At 31.0% G+C, this 21,373-nt stretch carries 14 protein-coding genes and 1 tRNA gene; 13 read left to right on the top strand and 2 right to left on the bottom strand.

Annotation, left to right across the window (positions count from 1 at the left end):
- Nucleotides 1–16: 16 nt before the first annotated feature.
- A complete protein-coding gene (locus tag JNO63_RS05605; protein ID WP_203127518.1) occupies nt 17–1,237 on the bottom strand; it encodes an FprA family A-type flavoprotein in 1,221 nt (406 codons plus the stop codon).
- 146 nt (nt 1,238–1,383) lie between these two features.
- On the opposite strand from JNO63_RS05605, the gene nadE reads away from it, so the two are divergent.
- The 5 genes from nadE (at nt 1,384) to JNO63_RS05580 (ending at nt 6,529) form a co-directional block, all read left to right on the top strand.
- Complete coding sequence (nadE, locus tag JNO63_RS05600) at nt 1,384–3,198, top strand: NAD(+) synthase (protein WP_203127517.1); 1,815 nt, start codon at nt 1,384–1,386, stop codon at nt 3,196–3,198.
- Nucleotides 3,185–3,985, top strand: coding sequence for a metallophosphoesterase (locus JNO63_RS05595; protein WP_203127516.1), 801 nt, complete (start codon nt 3,185–3,187; stop codon nt 3,983–3,985). The genes nadE and JNO63_RS05595 overlap by 14 nt, the downstream gene beginning before the upstream one ends.
- Nucleotides 3,971–4,044: transfer RNA gene (locus JNO63_RS05590), tRNA-Arg, on the top strand. Before JNO63_RS05595 ends, JNO63_RS05590 begins: the two co-directional genes overlap by 15 nt.
- 375 nt (nt 4,045–4,419) lie before the next feature.
- The gene (locus JNO63_RS05585; protein WP_203127515.1) at nt 4,420–5,283 is read left to right on the top strand and encodes an SDR family oxidoreductase; all 864 of its coding nucleotides are present in this window, start codon (nt 4,420–4,422) and stop codon (nt 5,281–5,283) included.
- Complete coding sequence (locus JNO63_RS05580; protein WP_203127514.1) at nt 5,267–6,529, top strand: dicarboxylate/amino acid:cation symporter; 1,263 nt, start codon at nt 5,267–5,269, stop codon at nt 6,527–6,529. Before JNO63_RS05585 ends, JNO63_RS05580 begins: the two co-directional genes overlap by 17 nt.
- A gap of 30 nt (nt 6,530–6,559) precedes the next feature.
- On the opposite strand, the gene JNO63_RS05575 is transcribed toward JNO63_RS05580, so the two are convergent.
- Entirely contained in the window at nt 6,560–6,973 is a 414-nt protein-coding gene (locus JNO63_RS05575; protein WP_203127513.1) for a Fur family transcriptional regulator, read from the bottom strand.
- A gap of 98 nt (nt 6,974–7,071) precedes the next feature.
- Here JNO63_RS05575 and JNO63_RS05570 point away from each other — a divergent pair, with 98 nt between their 5' ends.
- Genes JNO63_RS05570 through JNO63_RS05535 form a run of 8 tightly spaced genes read left to right on the top strand, consistent with a single transcriptional unit; the run spans nt 7,072 to nt 21,344 of the window.
- Nucleotides 7,072–8,223: a metal ABC transporter solute-binding protein, Zn/Mn family gene (locus JNO63_RS05570; RefSeq protein WP_203127512.1), complete on the top strand. Its 1,152-nt coding sequence runs from the start codon at nt 7,072–7,074 to the stop codon at nt 8,221–8,223.
- 1 nt (nt 8,224) lies between these two features.
- Complete coding sequence (locus JNO63_RS05565; protein ID WP_203127511.1) at nt 8,225–8,890, top strand: metal ABC transporter ATP-binding protein; 666 nt, start codon at nt 8,225–8,227, stop codon at nt 8,888–8,890.
- Nucleotides 8,883–9,689: a metal ABC transporter permease gene (locus JNO63_RS05560; RefSeq protein WP_203127510.1), complete on the top strand. Its 807-nt coding sequence runs from the start codon at nt 8,883–8,885 to the stop codon at nt 9,687–9,689. Before JNO63_RS05565 ends, JNO63_RS05560 begins: the two co-directional genes overlap by 8 nt.
- Nucleotides 9,690–9,736: 47 nt before the next feature.
- The gene (gene yaaA / locus JNO63_RS05555) at nt 9,737–10,459 is read left to right on the top strand and encodes a peroxide stress protein YaaA (protein WP_203127509.1); all 723 of its coding nucleotides are present in this window, start codon (nt 9,737–9,739) and stop codon (nt 10,457–10,459) included.
- A complete protein-coding gene (locus JNO63_RS05550) occupies nt 10,456–11,556 on the top strand; it encodes an exonuclease SbcCD subunit D (protein WP_203127508.1) in 1,101 nt (366 codons plus the stop codon). The genes yaaA and JNO63_RS05550 overlap by 4 nt, the downstream gene beginning before the upstream one ends.
- Complete coding sequence (locus JNO63_RS05545; RefSeq protein WP_203127507.1) at nt 11,553–14,609, top strand: SbcC/MukB-like Walker B domain-containing protein; 3,057 nt, start codon at nt 11,553–11,555, stop codon at nt 14,607–14,609. The genes JNO63_RS05550 and JNO63_RS05545 overlap by 4 nt, the downstream gene beginning before the upstream one ends.
- Nucleotides 14,606–17,974 (top strand): PD-(D/E)XK nuclease family protein, encoded by a 3,369-nt coding sequence (locus JNO63_RS05540; RefSeq protein WP_203127506.1) that lies wholly within the window; start codon nt 14,606–14,608, stop codon nt 17,972–17,974. Before JNO63_RS05545 ends, JNO63_RS05540 begins: the two co-directional genes overlap by 4 nt.
- Entirely contained in the window at nt 17,967–21,344 is a 3,378-nt protein-coding gene (locus tag JNO63_RS05535; protein WP_203127505.1) for a UvrD-helicase domain-containing protein, read from the top strand. The genes JNO63_RS05540 and JNO63_RS05535 overlap by 8 nt, the downstream gene beginning before the upstream one ends.
- The last annotated feature ends 29 nt before the right edge of the window (nt 21,345–21,373 follow it).

Raw genomic sequence — 21,373 nt, 5'->3', positions numbered from 1 at the left:
GCTCCTTAATTATATTTTAATATTCTTGGCCATCCAAGTCTTCTTTGATAGCTTTTGCTAGTTCTTTAATTTGGTCTACTTGTTCATCTTTAACTGCTGAGTTGATTAGCACATCTTCACCTACATATTTGTGTTTACCAGCTTCAAGAATTTCTTTTGAAGTTTTAAGGCTTGTACCACCCCATGACCAGTTGTTTAAGAAAGAAATGTGTCTATCTTTGTAGCCTGTTCCAGCAAGTTCTTGTAGGAAGGCCTCCATTTTATAATATAGACCTGAGTTGTAGTTGATTGGTGCAAAAACTGCGTTGCTGTATTTATGACAATCAGCAATTACATATGATGGATCCCAACCAGATATATCATATACTCTGATATCTTCTGTAACACCAAGTTCTGCAAGTTCTTTTGCAAGTATGTCTGCAGCTTGTTCTGTATCACCATACATAGTTGAATATACGATAACTACACCTTTTTCTTCTGGAGTAAATGATGACCATTTGTTGTATTTATTCATGATAAATCCAATAGATTCTTGGTCATCATAGACAGGTCCGTGTAGGGGAAGGATAGTTTTTATTTCAAGATCAGCTACTTTTTTAAATACAGCTTGAACTTGATTACCGAACTTACCAACTATGTTGATGTAATATCTACGTGCTTGATCTAACCAATCGCCTTTATGTATTACATTTTCTGCTCTTAGGTGTCCTTCTATAGCATTAAATGAACCAAAGGCATCAGCTGAGAATAAGATTTGGTTGTTTGTATCATATGACATCATTACTTCTGGCCAGTGAACCATAGGAGCAAATACGAATTTAAGGTTGTGACTGCCTAAATTTAGTTCATCGCCTTCTTTTACTTCATGATATCTATCTTTAAATTCGTCATTGTAGAATTGTTCATAGAATTGGAATGTTTTTGCATTACCAACTAGTTTTGCATTTGGCCATTTTCTCATACAAAAATCAATGTTTCTACAGTGATCAGGCTCCATGTGGTGGACAATTATATAGTCTAAATCTTCACCATCTAAGGCAGCTTCAATATTTTCTAGGTATTGTCTAGTAAATCCAGACTCAACACTATCTACTAAGGCATTTTTTTCATCTTTTATAACATAAGAAGAATATGAAACACCATTTTCTACTGGGAACATATTTTCAAATCTGTCAATTCGTCTGTCGTTTACACCGACATAATAAATTCCGTCAAGAATTTCTCTAATATTGTGCATTTTTCCTCCTAAATACATCTATTCCTGTAATAACATTATACACTTATAGATTTATAAATAAAATATTTTGTGAAAAAATAATTAAAATTTATTGTATAAAGATTTTTAGTAGTAATCTGTGGTAAAATATCTCTAAGAGGTGGATTATGAGAAAAAATTTAAAAATTAGATCTACAAACTTTGAGCTTGCCCTTGGAGATATAAATAAAAATAAAGAAACAATTAAAAATCTTGTAAAAAATGCTTATAATGACGGTGTGAGCATACTATCTTTACCTGAGTTATCTCTTACAGGAGCTAGTCTTTATGACGGATACAAAGATATGGCTTTATTAGCTGAAGATGCTATCCTTGAATTAAAAGAGTTTTCAAAAGGCTATAATATTTTATTTTCTGTTGGTTTTCCTTTAATATACAATAGAAAAATTTATAATGCCATAGCTTTACTAATGGATGGATATTTAGTAGATTTGTATACCAAAAAGAACCTGTCTATAACAGAAAAAAATGTATTTGCTAGTGATATACCAGACGGAGAAGTTATACCGTTTTTGGATGACTGGTGTGAGGTAAATCCATTATCAAAAAGTATTAGTCACTTAAATATAGCAGTAAGCATTGGCGAAGATGAAATGATGGATATACCAAGAAGTTTAACTTACAAGTCTGATATAGCTAACTGCCCACAAATTATTTTAAATCCAACGGCAGAGGTAAAAATGGCTTTAAATGAAGAAGAAATTTTAAATAGAGTAAGATTTTTATCAAAAGATGTAACTTATGTCTATACTTCTCAAGGCAGGGGTGAAAGCACGACAGACTTTGTATATGGCGGCTTAAATATAATTTCTGAAGATGGGAAAGTAGAAAAAATTATTTGCAATGATCAAATAGATTATGTAAACAGATATAGGATATATACTGATCAAGAATTACTACACTTTGATAAGTTTGAAGAAAATATAACTAGGGAAAAATTCCCATATTTACCTATATATGAACAGAGGGATGATTATGTAAGAGATGTCCTTGATATAGGAGCAAGTGCACTTTTAACCCGCATGCAGAAAATCGGTGTCAAAAATGTATTTCTAGGAGTATCTGGTGGCCTTGACTCAACTATGGCCCTTTTATTTTTAGTCCACGCTTACAATAAAGTAGGCTATGATTTATCAGGGATAAACTGCTATACAATGCCAGCCTTTGGTACAAGTGATAGGACAAAATCAAATGCTTATTTACTTTGTGAGGCTTTGGGCTTAGAATTAAAAGAAATAAATATTACAGAAGCTGTAAAAATCCACTTAAGAGACATCGGCCATGATGGACTTACCCCAGATACTGCATATGAAAATGCTCAAGCTCGTGAACGTACACAAATATTATTTGATCTGGCAAATATGCATAATGGGATTGTGATAGGTACAGGAGATTTATCTGAGTCCATGCAAGGATTTGCAACCTTTAATGGGGATCAGATGAGTAATTATTCACTAAATGCAAGTCTTACAAAAACAGAAATTCGTTATGTAGTAGGGGCTATAGCAGAGACTACTGAAAATTTAAAACTAAAAGCAGTTCTTAATGATATACTTGATACACCAATATCTCCAGAACTAATAAGTGAAGATAAAAAAGAAATTAGTCAAAAAACAGAAGATATAATAGGACCATACGAATTAATAGACTTTTTTATCTACGAACATTTGACCTATCATCTGCCAGCAGAGGAAATATTAGAAGATGCAATCTCTGCCTTTGATGATAAATATGACAAAGAAACCATCAAAAAATGGTTGATTTCATATTTCAAAAGATTTACAGCAAGCCAATTTAAACGCTCGACTGCTGTAGATGGTCCAAATATAACAGGAAGGGCATTTAGTCCACGAGCAGGGTTTAAAATCCCATCCGATTTGGGAAGTGAAGGATATTTAGAAAATTTATATGAAAAAAATTAGTAAAATTGCCCTAGGGCTTTCGGCAACAGCCATAGCCCTGGGTCTTTATATAAATAATCAATGTTTTGTAGCAAAAGAGGAAAAAGTTACACTTACAAATGAAAAACTTAAAAATCCTATAAAAATCACTCAAATAAGTGATTTTCATTCTAATGCTATTAAAAATTTAGATGAACTTTTGGCAAATATAAAAAAATTTGACCCAGATTTTATAATTCTTACGGGCGATATTATTGACTATGGCACTGAAAATAAAATCAAAAGATCAGTATATTTCCTAGAAAAATTATCACGCTTAAATAAAATCACATATTATATAACTGGAAACCACGAAGAGGGCGGTCCAAATTTAGATGTATTTTTAAATGAAATTGATAGACTAGGGATAAAATACTTAAGAAATGAGGGCGAAAATTTAAAAATAAATGGCAATGATCTCTACCTATACGGGACAAGTATGTTTGATTTTTCATATAAAAATTATAAGACAAGTGATAAAAATGTAAACATAATCCTAAGCCATTTTTCAAAAAAGGTGAGAGATAATTATAGGGGAGATGAGGATTTTGTATTTTCAGGCCATACCCATGGTGGTCAAGTAAAACTTCCAATAATAGGCGGTTTGATAGCCCCTGGAGAAGGAATATTGCCAGACTTTGATAAGGGCACATTTAAATTTGAAAACTCAATAATTTATGTAGACAGCGGCCTAGGCAACACTTTCCTACCACTAAGATTTCTAGACCAAATCCAGTATAGTAATATCACTCTTGTGCCAGTAGTTTAGTGGTAAAACAAAGGTGTCCGAAGCCTAAGATGGGAGTTCGATTCTCTCCTGGCATGCCAAAACAAGCCCCTACGAAAACTCGCTTTTACAAAGCTCTTCCGTGCTACCGCACTAAGTTTTCGGGGTAAATATGCCAAATCAAGGCATATTTACCTGGCTAATATAGGAGTCGTGCCTAAAAGGCGCGAAATTACCGCAGGCGATAAAATCGCCGAGGACCAAACTCATAAAAATAAAATCAGATGTCGCGACGTTTCAAATTGATTTATCAACTTTGTCAGCAAGCCGACTAAAAGCCCGTACGAAAAATCGCCGAGGACTACATTTTTCAAAAGAAATCCCCACCCACAAGTCAAAATTTAAAAACAACAATTTTTTTGATATAATTCATATATAATACAGATATATGGAACTTTTATTATTAAGGAGAAATTATGAGAGTAGCACGTGAAAAAATATGGATATCAGGATCATCAGGTAGGCTTGGTACCTCTATGCTAAGACTTCTAGATCCACTTGATGCAGAGATTATTGCCACAGATAAAAACGAGGTGGATATTACTAATCTTGATGAAGTTACTCAATTTGTAGGGCGCATCAGACCTCATACAATTATTAACTGTTCAGGATTATCAAACAGAGATAAATGCGAAGAAAATCCGGATGCAGCGTTTTTACTTAATGCAATTGGAGCAAGAAATATTGCTATAGCTTCAAACAAATATATGGCAAAGCTTGTTCAATTATCTACAGCAGATGTTTTTGATGGCAAAAGTTTTAAAACTTATACGGAATATGATAAGGCAAATCCCTTAAGTGTCTATGGAAAAAGTAAATATGAAGGTGAAAATTATGTGAGAGAATTTTCTAATCATCATTTTATAGTTAGAGTTAGTAGACTGTATTCTCGTGAAAATCAATTTGTTGAAAATATATTAAAAGAAGCAGAATCTGGTGAAGTAAGGGTATCAAAAGATTTATTTATATCACCGACTTCCGCTCATGAACTTGCTGATTTTTTAATAAAACTTATTGCCACAAACTATTATGGTACTTACCACGCATCAGCAGAAGGATACACATCTATGAAAGATTTCGCAAGTGAAATCCTAAGCTACACTGGAAAAGATGCAACAATTATTGAATCAAGTGATGATGAAAGTCTTAGCACAAAGCCGGGATTTTTTGCCCTTGAAGACTACATATTAAAAATTACTGGTGGGGATAAGATGCCAAATTGGAAAGACTGCCTTCACCAATATATCGATAGGGAGGGACTAAATGGAAAAACAAAATAAAAAATTATCCCAATCTAAGAAAATATTTATAGGCCTGATTTTGGGACTAATCGTTGGAATTATCCTCCACTCATTTGTGCCAGATTCACATTTTAAAAATGACATTTTAGTAGAAGGTATATTTTATACCCTAGGCCAACTCTTTATAAGACTTATGCAAATGCTAGTTGTGCCTTTAGTATTTTTTTCCATTGCAGATGGTTGTAGAAACCTAGGAGATACCGAAACTTTAGGAAAAGTAGGGATTAGAATTGTAATTTTTTATATGTTTACAACATCTCTTGCAATTTTAATTGCTCTAAGTTTTGCAAGTCTTGTGGGGCCTGGCAAGGGAATGAATATGGCTATAGGATCACAAAGTTTTGAAGTGGATAAAGCTGATATATCATTAAAAGATACCATTCTTGATTTTATACCTACAAATCCAGTTGGAGCTTTAGCAGAAGGAAATATGATTCAAATTATTATATTTGCAGTGCTTGTAGGGCTTTTGATAGCATCTATGGAAGAAAGGCTTATAACTCTTGGAAATATAGTGACAGAAATGAATGACCTTATGATGGGCATGACAATGTGGGTTATGAAACTTGCACCAATCGGAGTATTTTTCCTAATTGCAAGGACATTTTCAAGTCTTGGCTATGATGCAATTATATCAATGCTTTCATATATGGGATCTGTTCTAGGAAGCCTTGCAGTGCAATTATTAATTGTATATATGCTCTTAATAGTAATATTTGTAAGAGTAAATCCATTTAGCTTCATTAAGCAATTTGCACCCGTTATGACATTTGGATTTTCAACTGCATCATCATCTGCAACTGTTCCAATACATATCCAAACTCTTGAAGACATGGGAGTTGATAAAAAAATATCATCATTTACCATTCCACTTGGGGCAACAATAAATATGGATGGTACTGCAATCATGCAGGGAGTAGCAGTAATTTTTATATCCAATGCATATGGCATCGATCTTACTGCAACTGATTTTATGACAGTAATTCTTACAGCGACAATTGCATCAGTAGGTACTGCTGGTATCCCATCAGTGGGACTTATTACCCTATCCATGGTTTTAGAATCAGTAGGACTACCTGTAGAAGGGATCGCAATTATTATGGGAATTGACAGAATCCTAGATATGGCAAGAACAACAATAAACCTAGCTGGAGATGCAGCTGGAACTATGATAGTTGCAAATTCAGTAGGAGCCTTTAATAAAGAAAAATTTAATAGTAAATAAAAAAAAGACTGCTATTTATATAGCAGTTTTTTATTTTTCATTTTGGCAATCTGGGCAAATTCCTGTAAATTCAAAATTATGCCCGTTGATTATAAATCCCGTTTCTTTTTCTATTTTTTCTTCCAAATCATGGACTGGGCAGTTTTCTATTACAAATTTATTATGGCAATTGTTGCAGGTTATGAAATGTTTGTGGTGACTATTATTTATCTGGTAATAGTTTAGTCCATCTAAATTTGTTGTTTTTAGTAGGACCGATTTTTCTTCTAATATATTTAAGTTTCTATAAATGGTTGATAAATCCATATCATAATCCACATTTAGCTTATCAAATAGTTCTTCTGCTGATATTGGATTTTCTTCATTTTGTAAGGCTTCTAGAATTATTTTTCTATTTTTGGTTACTTTTAAATCTTTTTCTCTTAATAGGTCATTTATGGTCATTATTAACCTCCAATATTATTATACAATTATTTGACATATTAAAAAATTATTATATAATCTTAAATGCAAATGATTTGCATTAAGAAACGGAGGAGTTTATGAAATACAAAAAAATGGCATTAGTGCTTGCCCTAGGAGTGGGTTTAAGTGCTTGCAATAATCAAAAACCAGCAGAAAATAATGCTAATACAGAAGTTAGCCAAGAAGCTAATAATGATAAAGTTGATGAAAAGAAGGTAGAAAAGACCAATCAAAATATGGAAAGTACAAGTGTTTATACTTCTTTTTATCCAATCTATAATTTGACTAAACAAATAGCAGGAGATAAATTTGAAGTAAAATCTTTTACTAACCTAAAAACAGAAAGCCATGGTTGGGAGCCATCAGCAAAAGATATAGCTGATCTAACAGATAGCCAGCTTATGTTTATAAATGGTGCTGGCATGGAAGAGTGGGAAGAATCATTAGAAGGCTCTTCAGATATCGAGTTAGTAAATACTAGTGAGAATGTAGAATTAATCAAAGGTAGCCATGATCATGTCCATGAACATGAAGACCATGACCACGCTCATGAAGAAGAAAATCACGATCACGAAGACCATGACCACGCTCATGAAGAAGAAAGTCACGATCACGAAGACCATGACCACGCTCATGAAGAAGAAAATCATGATCATGAAGACCAAGACCATGCACATGAACACGAACATTCACACAGCCACGGAGAATTTGACCCACACACATGGTTAAGCCCAAAAAATGGTCTTGCCCAAGCAAAAGTCATAGCTGATAAACTTTCCGAAATAGATCCAGCTAATAAAGACTATTATATGGAAAATTACAAAAAAATTGAAGATGAGCTTAATGCTATGATTGATGAATATACAGAAAAATTTGAAAAACTAGAAAACAAAAACTTTTTAGTTAGCCACCAAGCCTTTGGCTACCTAGCACGTGATTTTGGACTAAATCAAATAGCCCTAACAAGTTTAACTTCAACAGAAGATGCAGATGCAAAAACTTTAAAAGAAGCTGTTGATGAAGCTAAAAACCTAGGCATAAATACAATTTTCTATGAAATGGGTGGATCAAGCAAATCAGCAGACACTATAGCAAACGAGCTAGGTGCAAACACAGTTCCACTAAATACTTTAGAATTTGCCACAGATGAAGAATTAAATAATGACACAACATACCAAGATTTGATAAAATATAACTTAGAAGAACTTTACAAATCTATGGCGAAATAAAATGAGTGTTATTGAAATAAAAAATCTAAACTTTGGATACAATGAAAAATTAATATTAAATGATATAAATCTTAGGGTAGAATCTGGAGACTTTTTGGCTATTTCTGGTCAAAATGGTAGTGGTAAGACTACCCTAATCAAAATCCTAACCGGTGAGTTAAAAAAGCAAAGTGGTCAGATAAATATCCTAGGTCAGCCAATCGAAAAAATTGATGATTTTAGAAGACTTGGATATGTACCACAACTTAGTGAATCAAAGGATATTACCTTTCCTCTGACTTGCTTTGAATATGTAATTTTAAATCTTTATAGGGAATTTAATATTTTTAAAAGGCCCACCAAAGAAGCTATTAGAAAAACAAATGATATTTTTAGAAGGTTAAATATCGAAAATATTAAAGACAGACCCTTTAACAAATTATCAGGTGGCCAGCAGCAAAGAGTCATGATTGCAAGGGCCATGGTAGCTAGTCCTGAGATTTTAATCCTAGATGAGCCAACAGTTGGCATTGATCAAAAAAGTAAGGAAGAATTTTTGGACATTTTAGGTCATCTAAATAAAAAACATGGCATAACTATACTTATCATTAGCCATGAGATGGATTTGATAGATGATTTTGTAAATAAAACCATGATCTTAAAGGAAGGTAGGCTAGTAAATGCTTGAATTTAGCTTTATGAGAAGGGCCTTTGCCATTGGAATCATGCTTGCAATTATAATCCCTATGATTGGGATAATAATGATAAACCGAAAGACCTCAATGATTGGTGATGCCCTAAGCCATAGTTCTTTGGCAGGTATTGGCCTGGGTCTTATTTTTGGCATAAACCCCATGTGGACATCAATTATAATTTGTATTATCGCAAGTTTTGCCATTGAAATTTTGAGGAAGAAATTTCCAAAATATGGAGATATGGCTACAGCGATTGTAATGAGTACAGGTATTGCCATAGCATCTATACTTTCAAATTTTACGCCTGGAGGCACTAGTTTTGAGTCGTTTATGTTTGGATCGATTACAACTGTTAGTAGTGAAGATTTAATTATAGTATCTTTGATATTTTTAATTGTAATTATAAGTTCAATTTATTTTTACTACGGACTTTTATATACATCTATAAACCCAGTTTTGGCTAGACTTGCAGGGGTAAATACTCGTCTGATTAATAATTTATTTACCTTTATAACAGCAATCACTGTTGCAATTTCAGCTAAAACTGTAGGTGCTTTAATGATTACATCCCTAATGACCATACCAGTAGCTTCCGCTATGGTTTTTACAAAATCATATCATTCAACCTTTAAAATCTCCATAGTTTTTTCTAGTATATTCATGATTTTGGGAATCATAGCTAGCTACTACCTGGGGGTCAAACCAGGTGGGGCCATTGTTTTGATAGCAGTAGGATTTTTTATTTTAACTTCTTTAATATCATATATAAAAAGAAAGCAAATAGCAGGTTAGAGCCTGCTATTTTTGTGTGTTATAATTTATATAATGGAGGAATTAGAATGAAAATAATTATTTCACCTGCAAAAACTTTTAAGAAAAACGAAGAAATCAAGACTGAAGACTTAATTTTTCCTGATAAAACTAAAATTTTAGTAAATAAGTTAAAAAAATATTCTATGAACGAGATGGGAAATCTCAATAGAACTAATGATAAATTAACGGAAAAAGCCTATTATGATTACCAAGAATTTGATTTTGATAAATTAAATAACCCTGCAATATTTGCCTATGATGGCCTTGTTTTTAAGCAATTTGATTGGGATGACTTTGATGATTTGGATTACTTAAATAATCATGTCTATATCATTTCTGCCCTATATGGTTTGCTAAAACCCTTAACAGGTATGGCTGATTATAGGCTTTATTTTGATAATTCTGATATGGATTTGTATAAGTTTTGGGGCAAAGACCTTTATGATGAATTATTTAAAAATGATGATTTAATAATAGATTTAGCAAGCAAGGAATATACAAAAACCATTAGGCCATTTTTAAAAAAGAATGATAAATTTATATCTTTAGCATTTAAAGATGATAAGGACGGGAAACTGCGCTCATATACAGCATGGATGAAGCAGGCTAGAGGTCAGATGCTAAAGACAATCATCCAAGAAAAAATCGAGAATCCAGAAGAGATAAAAAAACTAGTAGTAAATGATTATAAATATGATCCATTTAACTCCACTGAAAATGAATATGTATTCATTAGGAGTCATTCATGAGATTGTTGCATTTATCAGACCTACATCTGGGAAAATATATTGGAAATTATTCACTAATCGAAGACCAGAAATACGCCCTTGATCAGATTTTAAATATAATTGATGATTATAATGTTGAAGTTATAATGATTGCAGGAGATATTTTTGATACGACAATCGCAAGTGTAGATGCTTTAAAACTTTATTCTGATTTTATAGATGAGATAATATTTAAGAGAAACAAAACAGTTCTAGCAGTTAGTGGAAACCATGATTCTGCAAAAAGATTAGATGTAAATACAAGTTTTTTTACCGAACGCAATTATTATCTTTTTGGTGAGTATAAGGATGAAATAATTACTTTAGAAGATGAATATGGGAAAATAAACTTTCATCTAGTCCCATATATTTCCCTAAACCAAGGCAAAATTTTATTTGATGAAGACATAGAAAACTTTACCGACCTTTATAAGGCTGTGCTTAAGGAGAAAATCTATGAAGACCGCAATGTCCTTATTACTCATTGCTATGCAAATAATATTGGCATTGAAGAGGATGAAGCATACACCGAAGGACAAAAACCACTTATAATTGGTGGTTCAGATGCCATGGATGGACACTTATTTTTAGACTTTGACTATGTGGCTCTTGGTCACTTGCACGGCAAACATTATGTAATTGACCCTAAAATTAGGTATGCAGGTACCTTTATGAAATATTCTTTTGATGAGACAAAGGCTATAAAAAGTGTAACTATTGTTGATATAACTGATGAAGTGACTACCTTTGATCTTCCAATAAATCCTTTGCGAGATTTTAGGATTATCGAGGGTAAATTTGATGAGATAATTAAGATGAATCCAAGCGATGATTACTTAAAATTTATCCTTGAAGATGAGCATACTATTGATAATGCAATGAGTAAGCTTAAAGAAATCTTTCCACATGCAGTCCAAGTCTCCTACAAAAACAAAGGTATTTTTAATACCACAAGTGATTTAAATCTTGATTTGGAAAATAAAGATACTTTGGCTTTGTTTAAAGAATTTTATAAGTACAAAATGGATGAAGAATTAAGTGCTGAGGAGCTAGAAATCATAGGAAGGGTTATAGGATGAAGCCGATAAAACTTGAATTTAGAGGATTTATAACCTACAAGGAAAAAATAGAAATAGACTTTACCAAGCTTTATGATAAGAAAATATTTATAATATCAGGTGATACAGGCTCAGGGAAAACCACAATATTTGATGCAATAAGCTTCGCACTTTATGGACAAACTTCGAGAAATATCCCCATGGATAAGTTAAGATCAGATTTTTTAAGCTCAGAAGATCTTTATACCTATGTAAAACTAACTTTTGAGGCTGAGGGGAAAATCTATGAGATTGAAAGAATACCCAGCCAGAGAGCCAAAAAATCAAAAGTTGATCAAAATATTAGCCATGCAGCTAGCCTATATGACATTACAAATGAGAAAATCTTGCTTGCAGAAAAAATCGGTGATGTAGAAAGTGAAATCAGATCAATAATTGGCTTGGATAAATACCAATTTACAAAAGTGATGCTTTTAGCCCAAGGAGAATTTCAACAATTTTTACATGCCAGCTCCAAGGAACGCACAGAGCTTTTAGGAAAGATATTTAAAACTGACCAATACAAAAAAATACAAGAAGTCATCAAGGAGAAGTCTCAAGAAAGTAAAAAGGACCTAAACTTTATAGATGAAAATCTAAAAAATGAAATCGAAAAAGATGATGAGATAAATGTTGTAATTGACCCAAATGAACGTATTTCTCATGATTTTACAATGATAAAATCAAAAATTAATGAAATTATTAAGAATTATGAGGTAAAATTAGCGGATGAAAACAATAATTTAGAAAAAGAAAACAAAAAATACGCATCTTTAGTCGAACAAAGACAAAAAGATAAAGCCTTTAATGAAAATATTTTGAAATTTAAGAATATTAGTGCTAAACTTCATGAAAAGTCAAAGGATGAAGCTCATTTTAATGACCTTAAAGAAAAACTAAAAAAATCAGAATATGCAAAAAATATAAGTCTTATCGATGAAAATTTAGATAAAAATAAAGTAAATCTTTTAGAAAATAAAGTTAATCTAGAAAAAGCAAATAATTTATCCAAAGACTTGGAAGAAAAAATCGCCCAATCAAATGAAAATTACCTTAAGCTTGATGAAAAAAATCAACATCTGGATGAGCTTAAGATTTCTAAAATAAAAACTACTGATAGCCTAAATAGTTTAAAAGAATTTAAAGAAAAAGAGCTACTATATCAGCAAATTGAAAAAGATTTGGAAAAGATATCTTCTCTTTCTTTAGAAAATGAAGAATTAAAGGAAGTTTTAGAGCAAAAACGCAAGGACTTATACGATCTAAATTATGATTTAGATGAAAAAAGAAATAAATCACTAGCCCTAGAAAAAAATCTTGCGAACTTAATGGATTTTGAAAAAGAAATAAATAATGAATTAGAAATCTATAACAAAAACCAAGAACTCCTAGAAAAAATTGCAGAAAATAAAAATCTTTTACAAATAAAAGAAAGCAAGAAAGAAGTACTAGAAAAAGATATAGAAATTTTTGAGCAAAATAGAAAAATTATTCAAATTAACGATTTGATTGATCAGCTTAATAGTACAGGGATTTGCCCAGTTTGCGGGGAAAATCATGAAAAACATTTTGAAAAAATAGAGGTTAATGATATTGATATTGAGGCTGTAAATGCTAATTTATCAGAGATAAATCAAACAATTACAAAACTAAAAACTCAAAATCAAATTTTCAAAGAATCTATAAAAGAAAGTAAAGGAATTGATCAGATACAATTAGAAAAATCTAATATAAGTCAGCAAATAACAAATATCAATGAAGAAAAAGAAAGTCTTTCAAAATCGATTGGAAAAATAAGACAGAATGCAGACGAAAAAAAATCAGAACTTGTAAAAGTTACTGAAAAAACTCAAAAAATTTCTAATATCTTATCCGAGCTTAAAGAAAAAACAAAAGACTCAGAAAATCTAAAATCCTATTATCAGGCTAATAAGGAAAAAATGCAGTCACTAGATTTTGAAAGCTTGTCAACTAGATTAGAGGACCTAAACACTAATATAGAAAGATTGGATAGGGAGATTAAAGAAACTAATGAGATACACAATAATCTATTAAATAAGCAAACCAAAAATAAAGCTGATATTACAAACTTTAATCAAAATATAGATACTTTAGAAAAGAGTATAGACGAGCTTAAAAAGCAATTAGATGAAAAAATCAAGGCAAAATTTGATTCTTTTGTTGACTATAAATATTATCTAGATATTTATAAAAAAATTTCACAAAAAAGTCAAGAAATCGAGGAATATTTTACCTTACTTGCTGAACTAAAAATTAATTATAAAAACTTAAAAGAATTTGAGGATAAGAATTTAGTAGATCTTGATCGAATTGATAAAGAAATTGCTCAAACAAACACTTCTATTAAAGAATTAAGCAATACTATCTCAAATCTTAAATTTAAAAATTTATCTATTACTGGCATTTTTGAAAATATAGACAGTTTAGCAAAAAAATACGAGTCTATCTCAAAAGAAAGTGTGATTTTTGATAAGTTATCAGAAATAGCAAATGGTAATCATGGGAAGGTTGCTGGTAGGCAGAAAGTTGATTTTCAAACTTTTGTACTAACTTATTACTTTGACAGAGTCCTAAATTATGCCAATCAAAGACTTTTACAAATGTCAAATGGTCAGTTTACCATGATACGTACATCTTATGCTAAAAGTTTAAAAACCCAATCAGGTCTAGATATAGAAATTTTAGATGCAAATACCGGAAAAACTCGTCCAGCATCTACTTTATCTGGGGGAGAATCATTTTTAGCTTCACTATCATTAGCACTAGGACTTTCAGATGAGATAAGTGCAGAAAATGGTGGCATTACCATTGATACTTTATTTATAGATGAGGGTTTTGGTACCTTATCAGATGATTATCTAGCAAAAGTCATAGAACAAATCGAAAAACTTTCATATGACAACAAATTTGTAGGACTTATCAGCCACGTAAGTGAATTAAAAGATGCCATAGATGGCAAAATCCTTGTAACTTATCGAGAAGATAAAGGAAGTAGCTTAGAGGTAATAGCATGATAAATACAATTATTTCAAAGTCACCTCATGCCAATAGCATGTATATTTACAAAAAAATAGAAGAAAATCTAGACAATAAAGAAAAGGCATTTTTAATAGTTCCAGAGCAATATACATTACAGTCTGATATCAATCTTATGGATAATATTTCCTATAAAACAGTTATGGATGCCAAGGTATTATCCTTTTCATCCCTATCTAGATTTATAATCGATAGAACTGGAGGACTTGCTGATAATATTCTAAGTAAGTCTGGGAAAATTATTTTGCTTAGCAACATTCTAAGGGATATCAACGATGATCTTACTCTTTTTATGGGAAAATATAACAATATTGACTTTATAAATGACATAGAATCTATCATTACAAATATAAAGGACAATAACTTTGACCAAGCCTTTTATGAAAACATCAAGGAAAATTCTGATGATGAGATATTAAAATTAAAATTTAAAGAAATAAAGCTAATCTATGAGGCCTACCAAAAGGAAATAAAGGATAAGTTCCTAGATTCAGAGGATAGGCTAAACCAAGTTATCACAAGGCTTCCTAGCTGTGATTTTTTAAGGAATGCAAATTTTTATTTTGATAAGTTTGACTATGTTTCTGATATAAAAATGGATTTTATAGCAGAGCTTGTAAGACTTGGAGCAAAGGTAAATGTAGCCCTAACTCTAGATAAGACTTTTATAAATAATTCTATGGGCAAGGACATAGAAATATATGATATGGCCAACAAATTTTATTATAGGCTAAAGGATATTGCTACAATAAATGAAATAAATCTAGACACCCAAATAAATCCCCACGATGATATCAACCACCTATGTGTAAATTTTGAAAGATATAACCCTCTAATCTATAAGGCTAATCCTTCAAATATTCACTTACTAGAATCTATCTCTACAAAAACTGAAGTAGAAAACATAGCCTTAAATATAAATAAATTGATTCATGAAAAAAATCTACGTTATAAGGATATAGCAATCTATATTACCGATGCTGACCAATACGAAAATGAGGTTAAAAAAGTATTTAATAGATATGATTTGCCAGTTTTCCTTGATAAAACTAACAAATTATCCGATAACCATATTGTAAAAAGCTGGCTGGCAGCCCTTAGGCTTATAATCTATGATTTTAATGCTCATGATCTATCCTACTTTTTAAGATCCAATATTTTTGACTTTGGAAAAGCAGGGACTGATAAGATAATAATATTCCAAAACTATATCAATACCCGAAAAATAAAAGGATCTATGTTCTTAGAAGATAAATATTTTAACCTAGATATAGATTTTTATAAAAATCTTTACAAGGATGACCCTTTTAAAGATGAAAAATTACTTGCTAAAATAAATGAAGAAAAGATTGTAAAAGAGATCAGAAAACAAATATTAGACCTTCTAGATGGTTTATTAGCAATTAAAAATAAAGAGAATACTAGCACATCTGAAATTATAAATGCTATTTATACTATGATAAGCAATCCTGGTTTTATAAGGGGAATCAATAATTATCAAAATATCCTGCTAGAAGAAGGAGACTTAGATGATTATGACGAAAACGACCAGGTTTGGGATAAGTTTATTTCTATACTAGAAGAACTTATGAATCTAATGGCAGATAGAAAATCAACTTTAAAAGCAACTTACGATATTATTCTGGCGACTGCATCAGATATAGATATAGGCATCATCCCACCAACTAAAGATCACATAACAGTAACCAACTTTAAAAAACCAAGAGTTTCCCAAAGGCCAGTTAACTTTGCCCTAGGACTTAACGATACATTTTTCCCTTCAAAATCTAGTGGAGACTTTTTAATAGCAAAAGAAGATAAGGATAAGCTAGCAGACCTTGACCTAGATTTAAAAATCTATGAAGAAGATATGGAAGAACGAGAAAAGCTCAATTTTTACAAAATGATAAGTGTGTCAGATAAAATTTATTTATCCTTTGCTTTAAGCGATAAGGATGGGGGAGCCATTAATAAGTCCATAGTTTTAAATGATATTTTAAAACTATTCCCAGCAATGAAAACTACAGATTTAACTAGTCTACCTTTAAATGAAATAATTTTTTCTGAAGAATTGTCACAAAAATATGCCATGGATACCTTATGGAAGATTCGTAAAGGGGAGGCAGTGGATAAAAATGATTTATCATTTACTAAATCTTACTTATCCTACATAAAAGATCATGGAGATTTTGAGACTATGGTGGATGGTTTATATTACTCAAATATTAAAAATAATTTGGATGAAACTAACGCCAAAAATCTATACCCTAAAAATCATTTTAATGTTACAGAAATAGAAACCTATTCTAGGTGTCCTTACAGATATTTTGTAAATTTTGGTATCAAGCCTTACTATGAAGAAAATTATGATGTAGATGTCAGAGAGCTAGGATCTATAGTTCATAATTCCCTAGAAGATGTGTCAAGGTTAATTAAAGATAGTGATATAGAAAATATTACAAATGAAGAGCTTGACCAGCTAATTATAGAAAACTTTTCTACTAGCATAGATAATTACCTAGACAAAGCTCGTAGAAGCGACCCACGCAATGAATTTATCTTAAATAACCTTATTAAAAATACCAAAAATAACTCCAAAGAAGTCATCAACCAGCTTAAAAAAGGTGAGTTTAAGGTGGCAGATGTAGAGGTAGACTTTGGCTACGACAAAGAAAATGGCCTGCCAGGAGTATACGTGGATGAGGAAAATTACCTCAGAGGTAGGATTGATAGGATAGATAAGGCAGAAAATTATCTAAGGATTATAGACTATAAGACTGGTAAAAAAGTATTTAAAATAGTAAATATCCTAAATGGCCTAGACCTCCAGCTTTTAGTTTATATGATGAGTGCAAAAGCTCGAGGAAATGAGATTACTCCAATAGGGTCATTTTATATGCCATTATCAGATGAACTAGAAAAAATGGAAGGCACATACGAAAAGTCTAATATCGAAAAAATTTATGAAGATAAATTTAAGATGAATGGGCTAATAGTAAAAGTTAATGAGGAAGTCTTTAAGCTTATAGATAAGGAAAATTACGATAGCAAAAATATTGGGGTTATCGATACAAAAAATACTGATATTTTATCAACTGAAGAAGAACAAATAGTAAATGATTTTGCCAAAGACCTTATCAGTAAATATATCAAAGAAATTAAGATGGGTAATATAAGCCTTCATCCTATCAGATATTCTGATACACAAAATGAGTGCCAGTACTGTGATTTTAAAGGCATATGTAAGTTTGATGAGAGTATCGATAGTGATAAGTATAGGGAATTTGATAAAAAGAAAACTATAACTGACCTTTATAAAGGTAGGGAGGATCTAGATGAGTGATATAGTTTATACACCTGGCCAGGAGAAAGCGATAAAAGAGCGAGATAAAAATATAATAATTTCTGCTGCAGCTGGATCTGGTAAAACTAGGGTCTTAGTTGATAGAGTAATAAGCCTTATGCTAGATGAAAAAGTTCCTATAGATAAGATGATTATAGTTACCTTTACCAACAAGGCTTCCATTGAGATGAAAGATAGAATTAGAGAAGCCTTAGAAAATCAAATAGAAAATAATATTTCTAATAAATTTTTAAAAGACCAACTAAGATTATTAAAACACGCCCACATCCAAACCCTCCACTCCTTTGCATCAGATATGCTTAGAGAATATTTTTACTATTTTGATGACCTTAGTCCAAACTTTAGCATCATTAGTGAAAATTCCAATGTGATTTTAAAAGAAGAGGCTATAGATGAAGTTTTTGATGAAGAATATGCTAAAAAAAGTGCTGACTTTCATAACTTCATCCACAATTTTGCCACCAGCCGCAATGATAGGGCAGCAAAATCAATTATTTTAAAAACTTACGATAAGCTAACATCTCAAATAGACCCTATAGCTTGGTTAGATAGTAAAACCGCAAGTCCTTTTGATTTTAATATTTTTAAAGAAATAGTAAGGGAAAAGATAGACCTAATCCTAGAAGATATTAGCAAAAATAAATCCATAGCTGGGGAAAATAATTTGCGTGTCGAATATGAAGATATGCTTAGTGATGACTATAACCTAGTAAATATCCTAAACCAGCTTATATTTACAGATTGGGACCTATTTATAGAAAAGATCAACAAGGCAAAATTTTCTACCATGGTAAGGGCTCGTAAAGATGAAAAAGATATCCAAGCTATTATAAAAAATAATAGAGACCTTTATAAAAAAGAATTAAAAAATATTAGCTCCCTAGTTTTAAATACAAATTCCCACATCATAAGTGAATTTGGCAAAAAAGAAGTAGAAGTCCTAAAAGAAATCAATTATCTGACTAAAAGATTTATAAAAAAATACAAGGCCAAAAAGAAAGATAAGTCCTACCTAGATTTTAACGATATCGAGGCAGAATTTATAAAATTAATAGATAATGAAGAGGCTAATCAAGTTTTAAGAGAAAGGTTTGTCTATATATTCTTTGATGAGTACCAGGATAGTAACGAAATCCAAAACTATATCATAGAAAAATTAAAAAGGTCTAACAATTTATTTTTTGTAGGAGATGTCAAACAATCTATCTACGGATTTAGACGTGCAGAGCCACAACTTTTCCTAGACAAACTCGAATCATACAATAGTGATGAAAATAAAGATTCTATTAGGATAAACCTTAATGAAAACTTTAGGACAGATAGGGATATCATAGATTTTGTAAACTATATTTTTGATAGGTTAATGACTAAGGAAGCTTCTGGCATAGATTATAAAAATGGTGGCCACAGGCTAAATCCTACCAAAGAATTTGATAAAAAAAATCCAAAATCAGAAGTTCGCGTCCTAGAAGATAAATTATCTGAAGAAAATCATTTGGTAAAGCTAATAGAAAATCTAATAGAAGAAGGCTACGAGTATAAGGATATAGCAATACTTTTAAGAAGTGGTGCGAAATCTTACCTGTACGAAAATGCCTTTAAAAAAGCAGGTATTCCATTTTTTAATGATATAAGTAAGGTTTCTTTTGGAGCAGTAGAAGTTACTTTTTTTATAAATATGTTAAAGCTCATTGCAAATCCAAAAGATGATATCACACTCTTATCAGTTATCCGCAGTGATATATATAAGTTTAGCGAAGATGACATAGCAGCTATTAGATTAAATTCAAAATATAATAAATTTTATGAGGCCTTTGAAAACTATGATAAAGATGATAATATTTTAGTAAAAATAAATGACTTTAAAACTGCATTTAACGACTTTTCCTACCAATTATCCCTTATGGACTTATATGAATTTGGAAACTATATTTTTGAAAATTCTAAGTTTTATGAATTTTTAATGGCTCGTGATAGGGCAAGCGATAGGATAGCCAATGTCGAAGCTTTTATAGATCTTATGAGCGATTTTGAAGCTAATAATGATAATGGCTTGTATGGATTTTTAGACTATGTAGAAAATTTATCCTTATACCAAACAGATAATATGAATCCAGCTCGTGAATTATCAGAAAATGAAAATCTAGTTAGGATTATGACCATCCATAAATCTAAAGGATTAGAGTTTCCAGTAGTTATTCTAGCTGATGCCAACAAGAGATTTAATAACAAACACCTAAGAGAAAGTGTAGTCTTTGATGATGATCTTGGAATAGGTATAAATGTGGCTGACTATGAAAATAAAATAAGACTAACATCTCTTAAAAAAGATTTGATTACGGAAAAAATGACCTTGGAAAATAAAAGAGAAGAGATGAGAATTCTCTATGTTGCCCTAACCCGTGCTATAAATAAACTTATAGTAGTGGGCAATAGAAATCTAAATACAGTAAATAAATTAAATGGTAGAGATGATTATCTAAATATGTCCACATATTTAGATTGGATTATAGCTAGCCTTTCAAATGATATAATAAGTCGAGATTTACTAGAAAATGAATACATTACAGATGACTTATCAAATATAGCTGAAATTTTAACCTTTACAGAAGAAAGTAATTATGAAGTAAGTAAGGGTGAGGATATATCAGATATTTTAGCAGCTAATGTTAAGGATAAACTTTATTATAAATTTGTAGATTTATTTACAAAAAGATATGAATATGAGGCTGATACCAAAGATTCTATCAAAAAATCTGTAACAGAGATTAGTAAAAACTTTAATCCAGAAGAAGATGGCTATGAACTACCATCCTACAGTAAATTTGAAGAAACAGGAGAGTTTAGAAAACCAAACTTTATTTCTGAAGTAAAAGAGTACAAGCCAACTGATAGGGGAACTATCATCCACAAAATTTTCCAAGGGTTATCTTATCAAAGATATGATAATAGGAGCTTAGATCGAGCGCTTAAAAGATTAGTTTTAGAAAATAAAATAAAACAAGATGAACTAAAGGTCATAGAAGAAGAAAAAATTATAGAGTATTTTAAAAACCCTATAATAAAAAATCTCTATCAAAGTGCAGCAAATATCAGAAAAGAAGAAACTTTCTTGATGAAATATGAGGACTATTATGTAAATGGGCAGATAGATATCATGTTTGAATTTGAAGATGAGATAATCTTACTAGACTTTAAAACTGATAAAATCAAAAGAGAAGGCCTTTATGATGACCAGCTAAAAATATACAAATTAGCCATTGAAGAAAGTTTAAAAAAACCAGTGAAAAAATCATATATTTATTGGTACAATTTTTCTGAGCTAGAAGAAGTGAATACTAATTTTTAAAATTCATTTGAAATCCATTTTAAATCGAT

The organism is Anaerococcus sp. mt242 (assembly GCF_016798225.1).
Taxonomy (GTDB): Bacteria; Bacillota; Clostridia; order Tissierellales; family Peptoniphilaceae; genus Anaerococcus.
This window is presented reverse-complemented; position numbering and strand designations above follow the sequence as displayed.

Excerpts from the sequence above, each read along its gene's own strand:
- JNO63_RS05575 (WP_203127513.1), bottom strand. The coding sequence starts at position 6,973 with ATGACCATAAATGACCTATTAAGAGAAAAAGATTTAAAAGTAACCAAA.
- JNO63_RS05580 (WP_203127514.1), top strand. The coding sequence starts at position 5,267 with ATGGAAAAACAAAATAAAAAATTATCCCAATCTAAGAAAATATTTATA.
- JNO63_RS05605 (WP_203127518.1), bottom strand. The coding sequence starts at position 1,237 with ATGCACAATATTAGAGAAATTCTTGACGGAATTTATTATGTCGGTGTA.
- nadE (WP_203127517.1), top strand. The coding sequence starts at position 1,384 with ATGAGAAAAAATTTAAAAATTAGATCTACAAACTTTGAGCTTGCCCTT.
- JNO63_RS05570 (WP_203127512.1), top strand. The coding sequence starts at position 7,072 with ATGAAATACAAAAAAATGGCATTAGTGCTTGCCCTAGGAGTGGGTTTA.
- JNO63_RS05560 (WP_203127510.1), top strand. The coding sequence starts at position 8,883 with ATGCTTGAATTTAGCTTTATGAGAAGGGCCTTTGCCATTGGAATCATG.
- JNO63_RS05535 (WP_203127505.1), top strand. The coding sequence starts at position 17,967 with ATGAGTGATATAGTTTATACACCTGGCCAGGAGAAAGCGATAAAAGAG.
- yaaA (WP_203127509.1), top strand. The coding sequence starts at position 9,737 with ATGAAAATAATTATTTCACCTGCAAAAACTTTTAAGAAAAACGAAGAA.
- JNO63_RS05545 (WP_203127507.1), top strand. The coding sequence starts at position 11,553 with ATGAAGCCGATAAAACTTGAATTTAGAGGATTTATAACCTACAAGGAA.
- JNO63_RS05550 (WP_203127508.1), top strand. The coding sequence starts at position 10,456 with ATGAGATTGTTGCATTTATCAGACCTACATCTGGGAAAATATATTGGA.
- JNO63_RS05540 (WP_203127506.1), top strand. The coding sequence starts at position 14,606 with ATGATAAATACAATTATTTCAAAGTCACCTCATGCCAATAGCATGTAT.
- JNO63_RS05585 (WP_203127515.1), top strand. The coding sequence starts at position 4,420 with ATGAGAGTAGCACGTGAAAAAATATGGATATCAGGATCATCAGGTAGG.
- JNO63_RS05595 (WP_203127516.1), top strand. The coding sequence starts at position 3,185 with ATGAAAAAAATTAGTAAAATTGCCCTAGGGCTTTCGGCAACAGCCATA.
- JNO63_RS05565 (WP_203127511.1), top strand. The coding sequence starts at position 8,225 with ATGAGTGTTATTGAAATAAAAAATCTAAACTTTGGATACAATGAAAAA.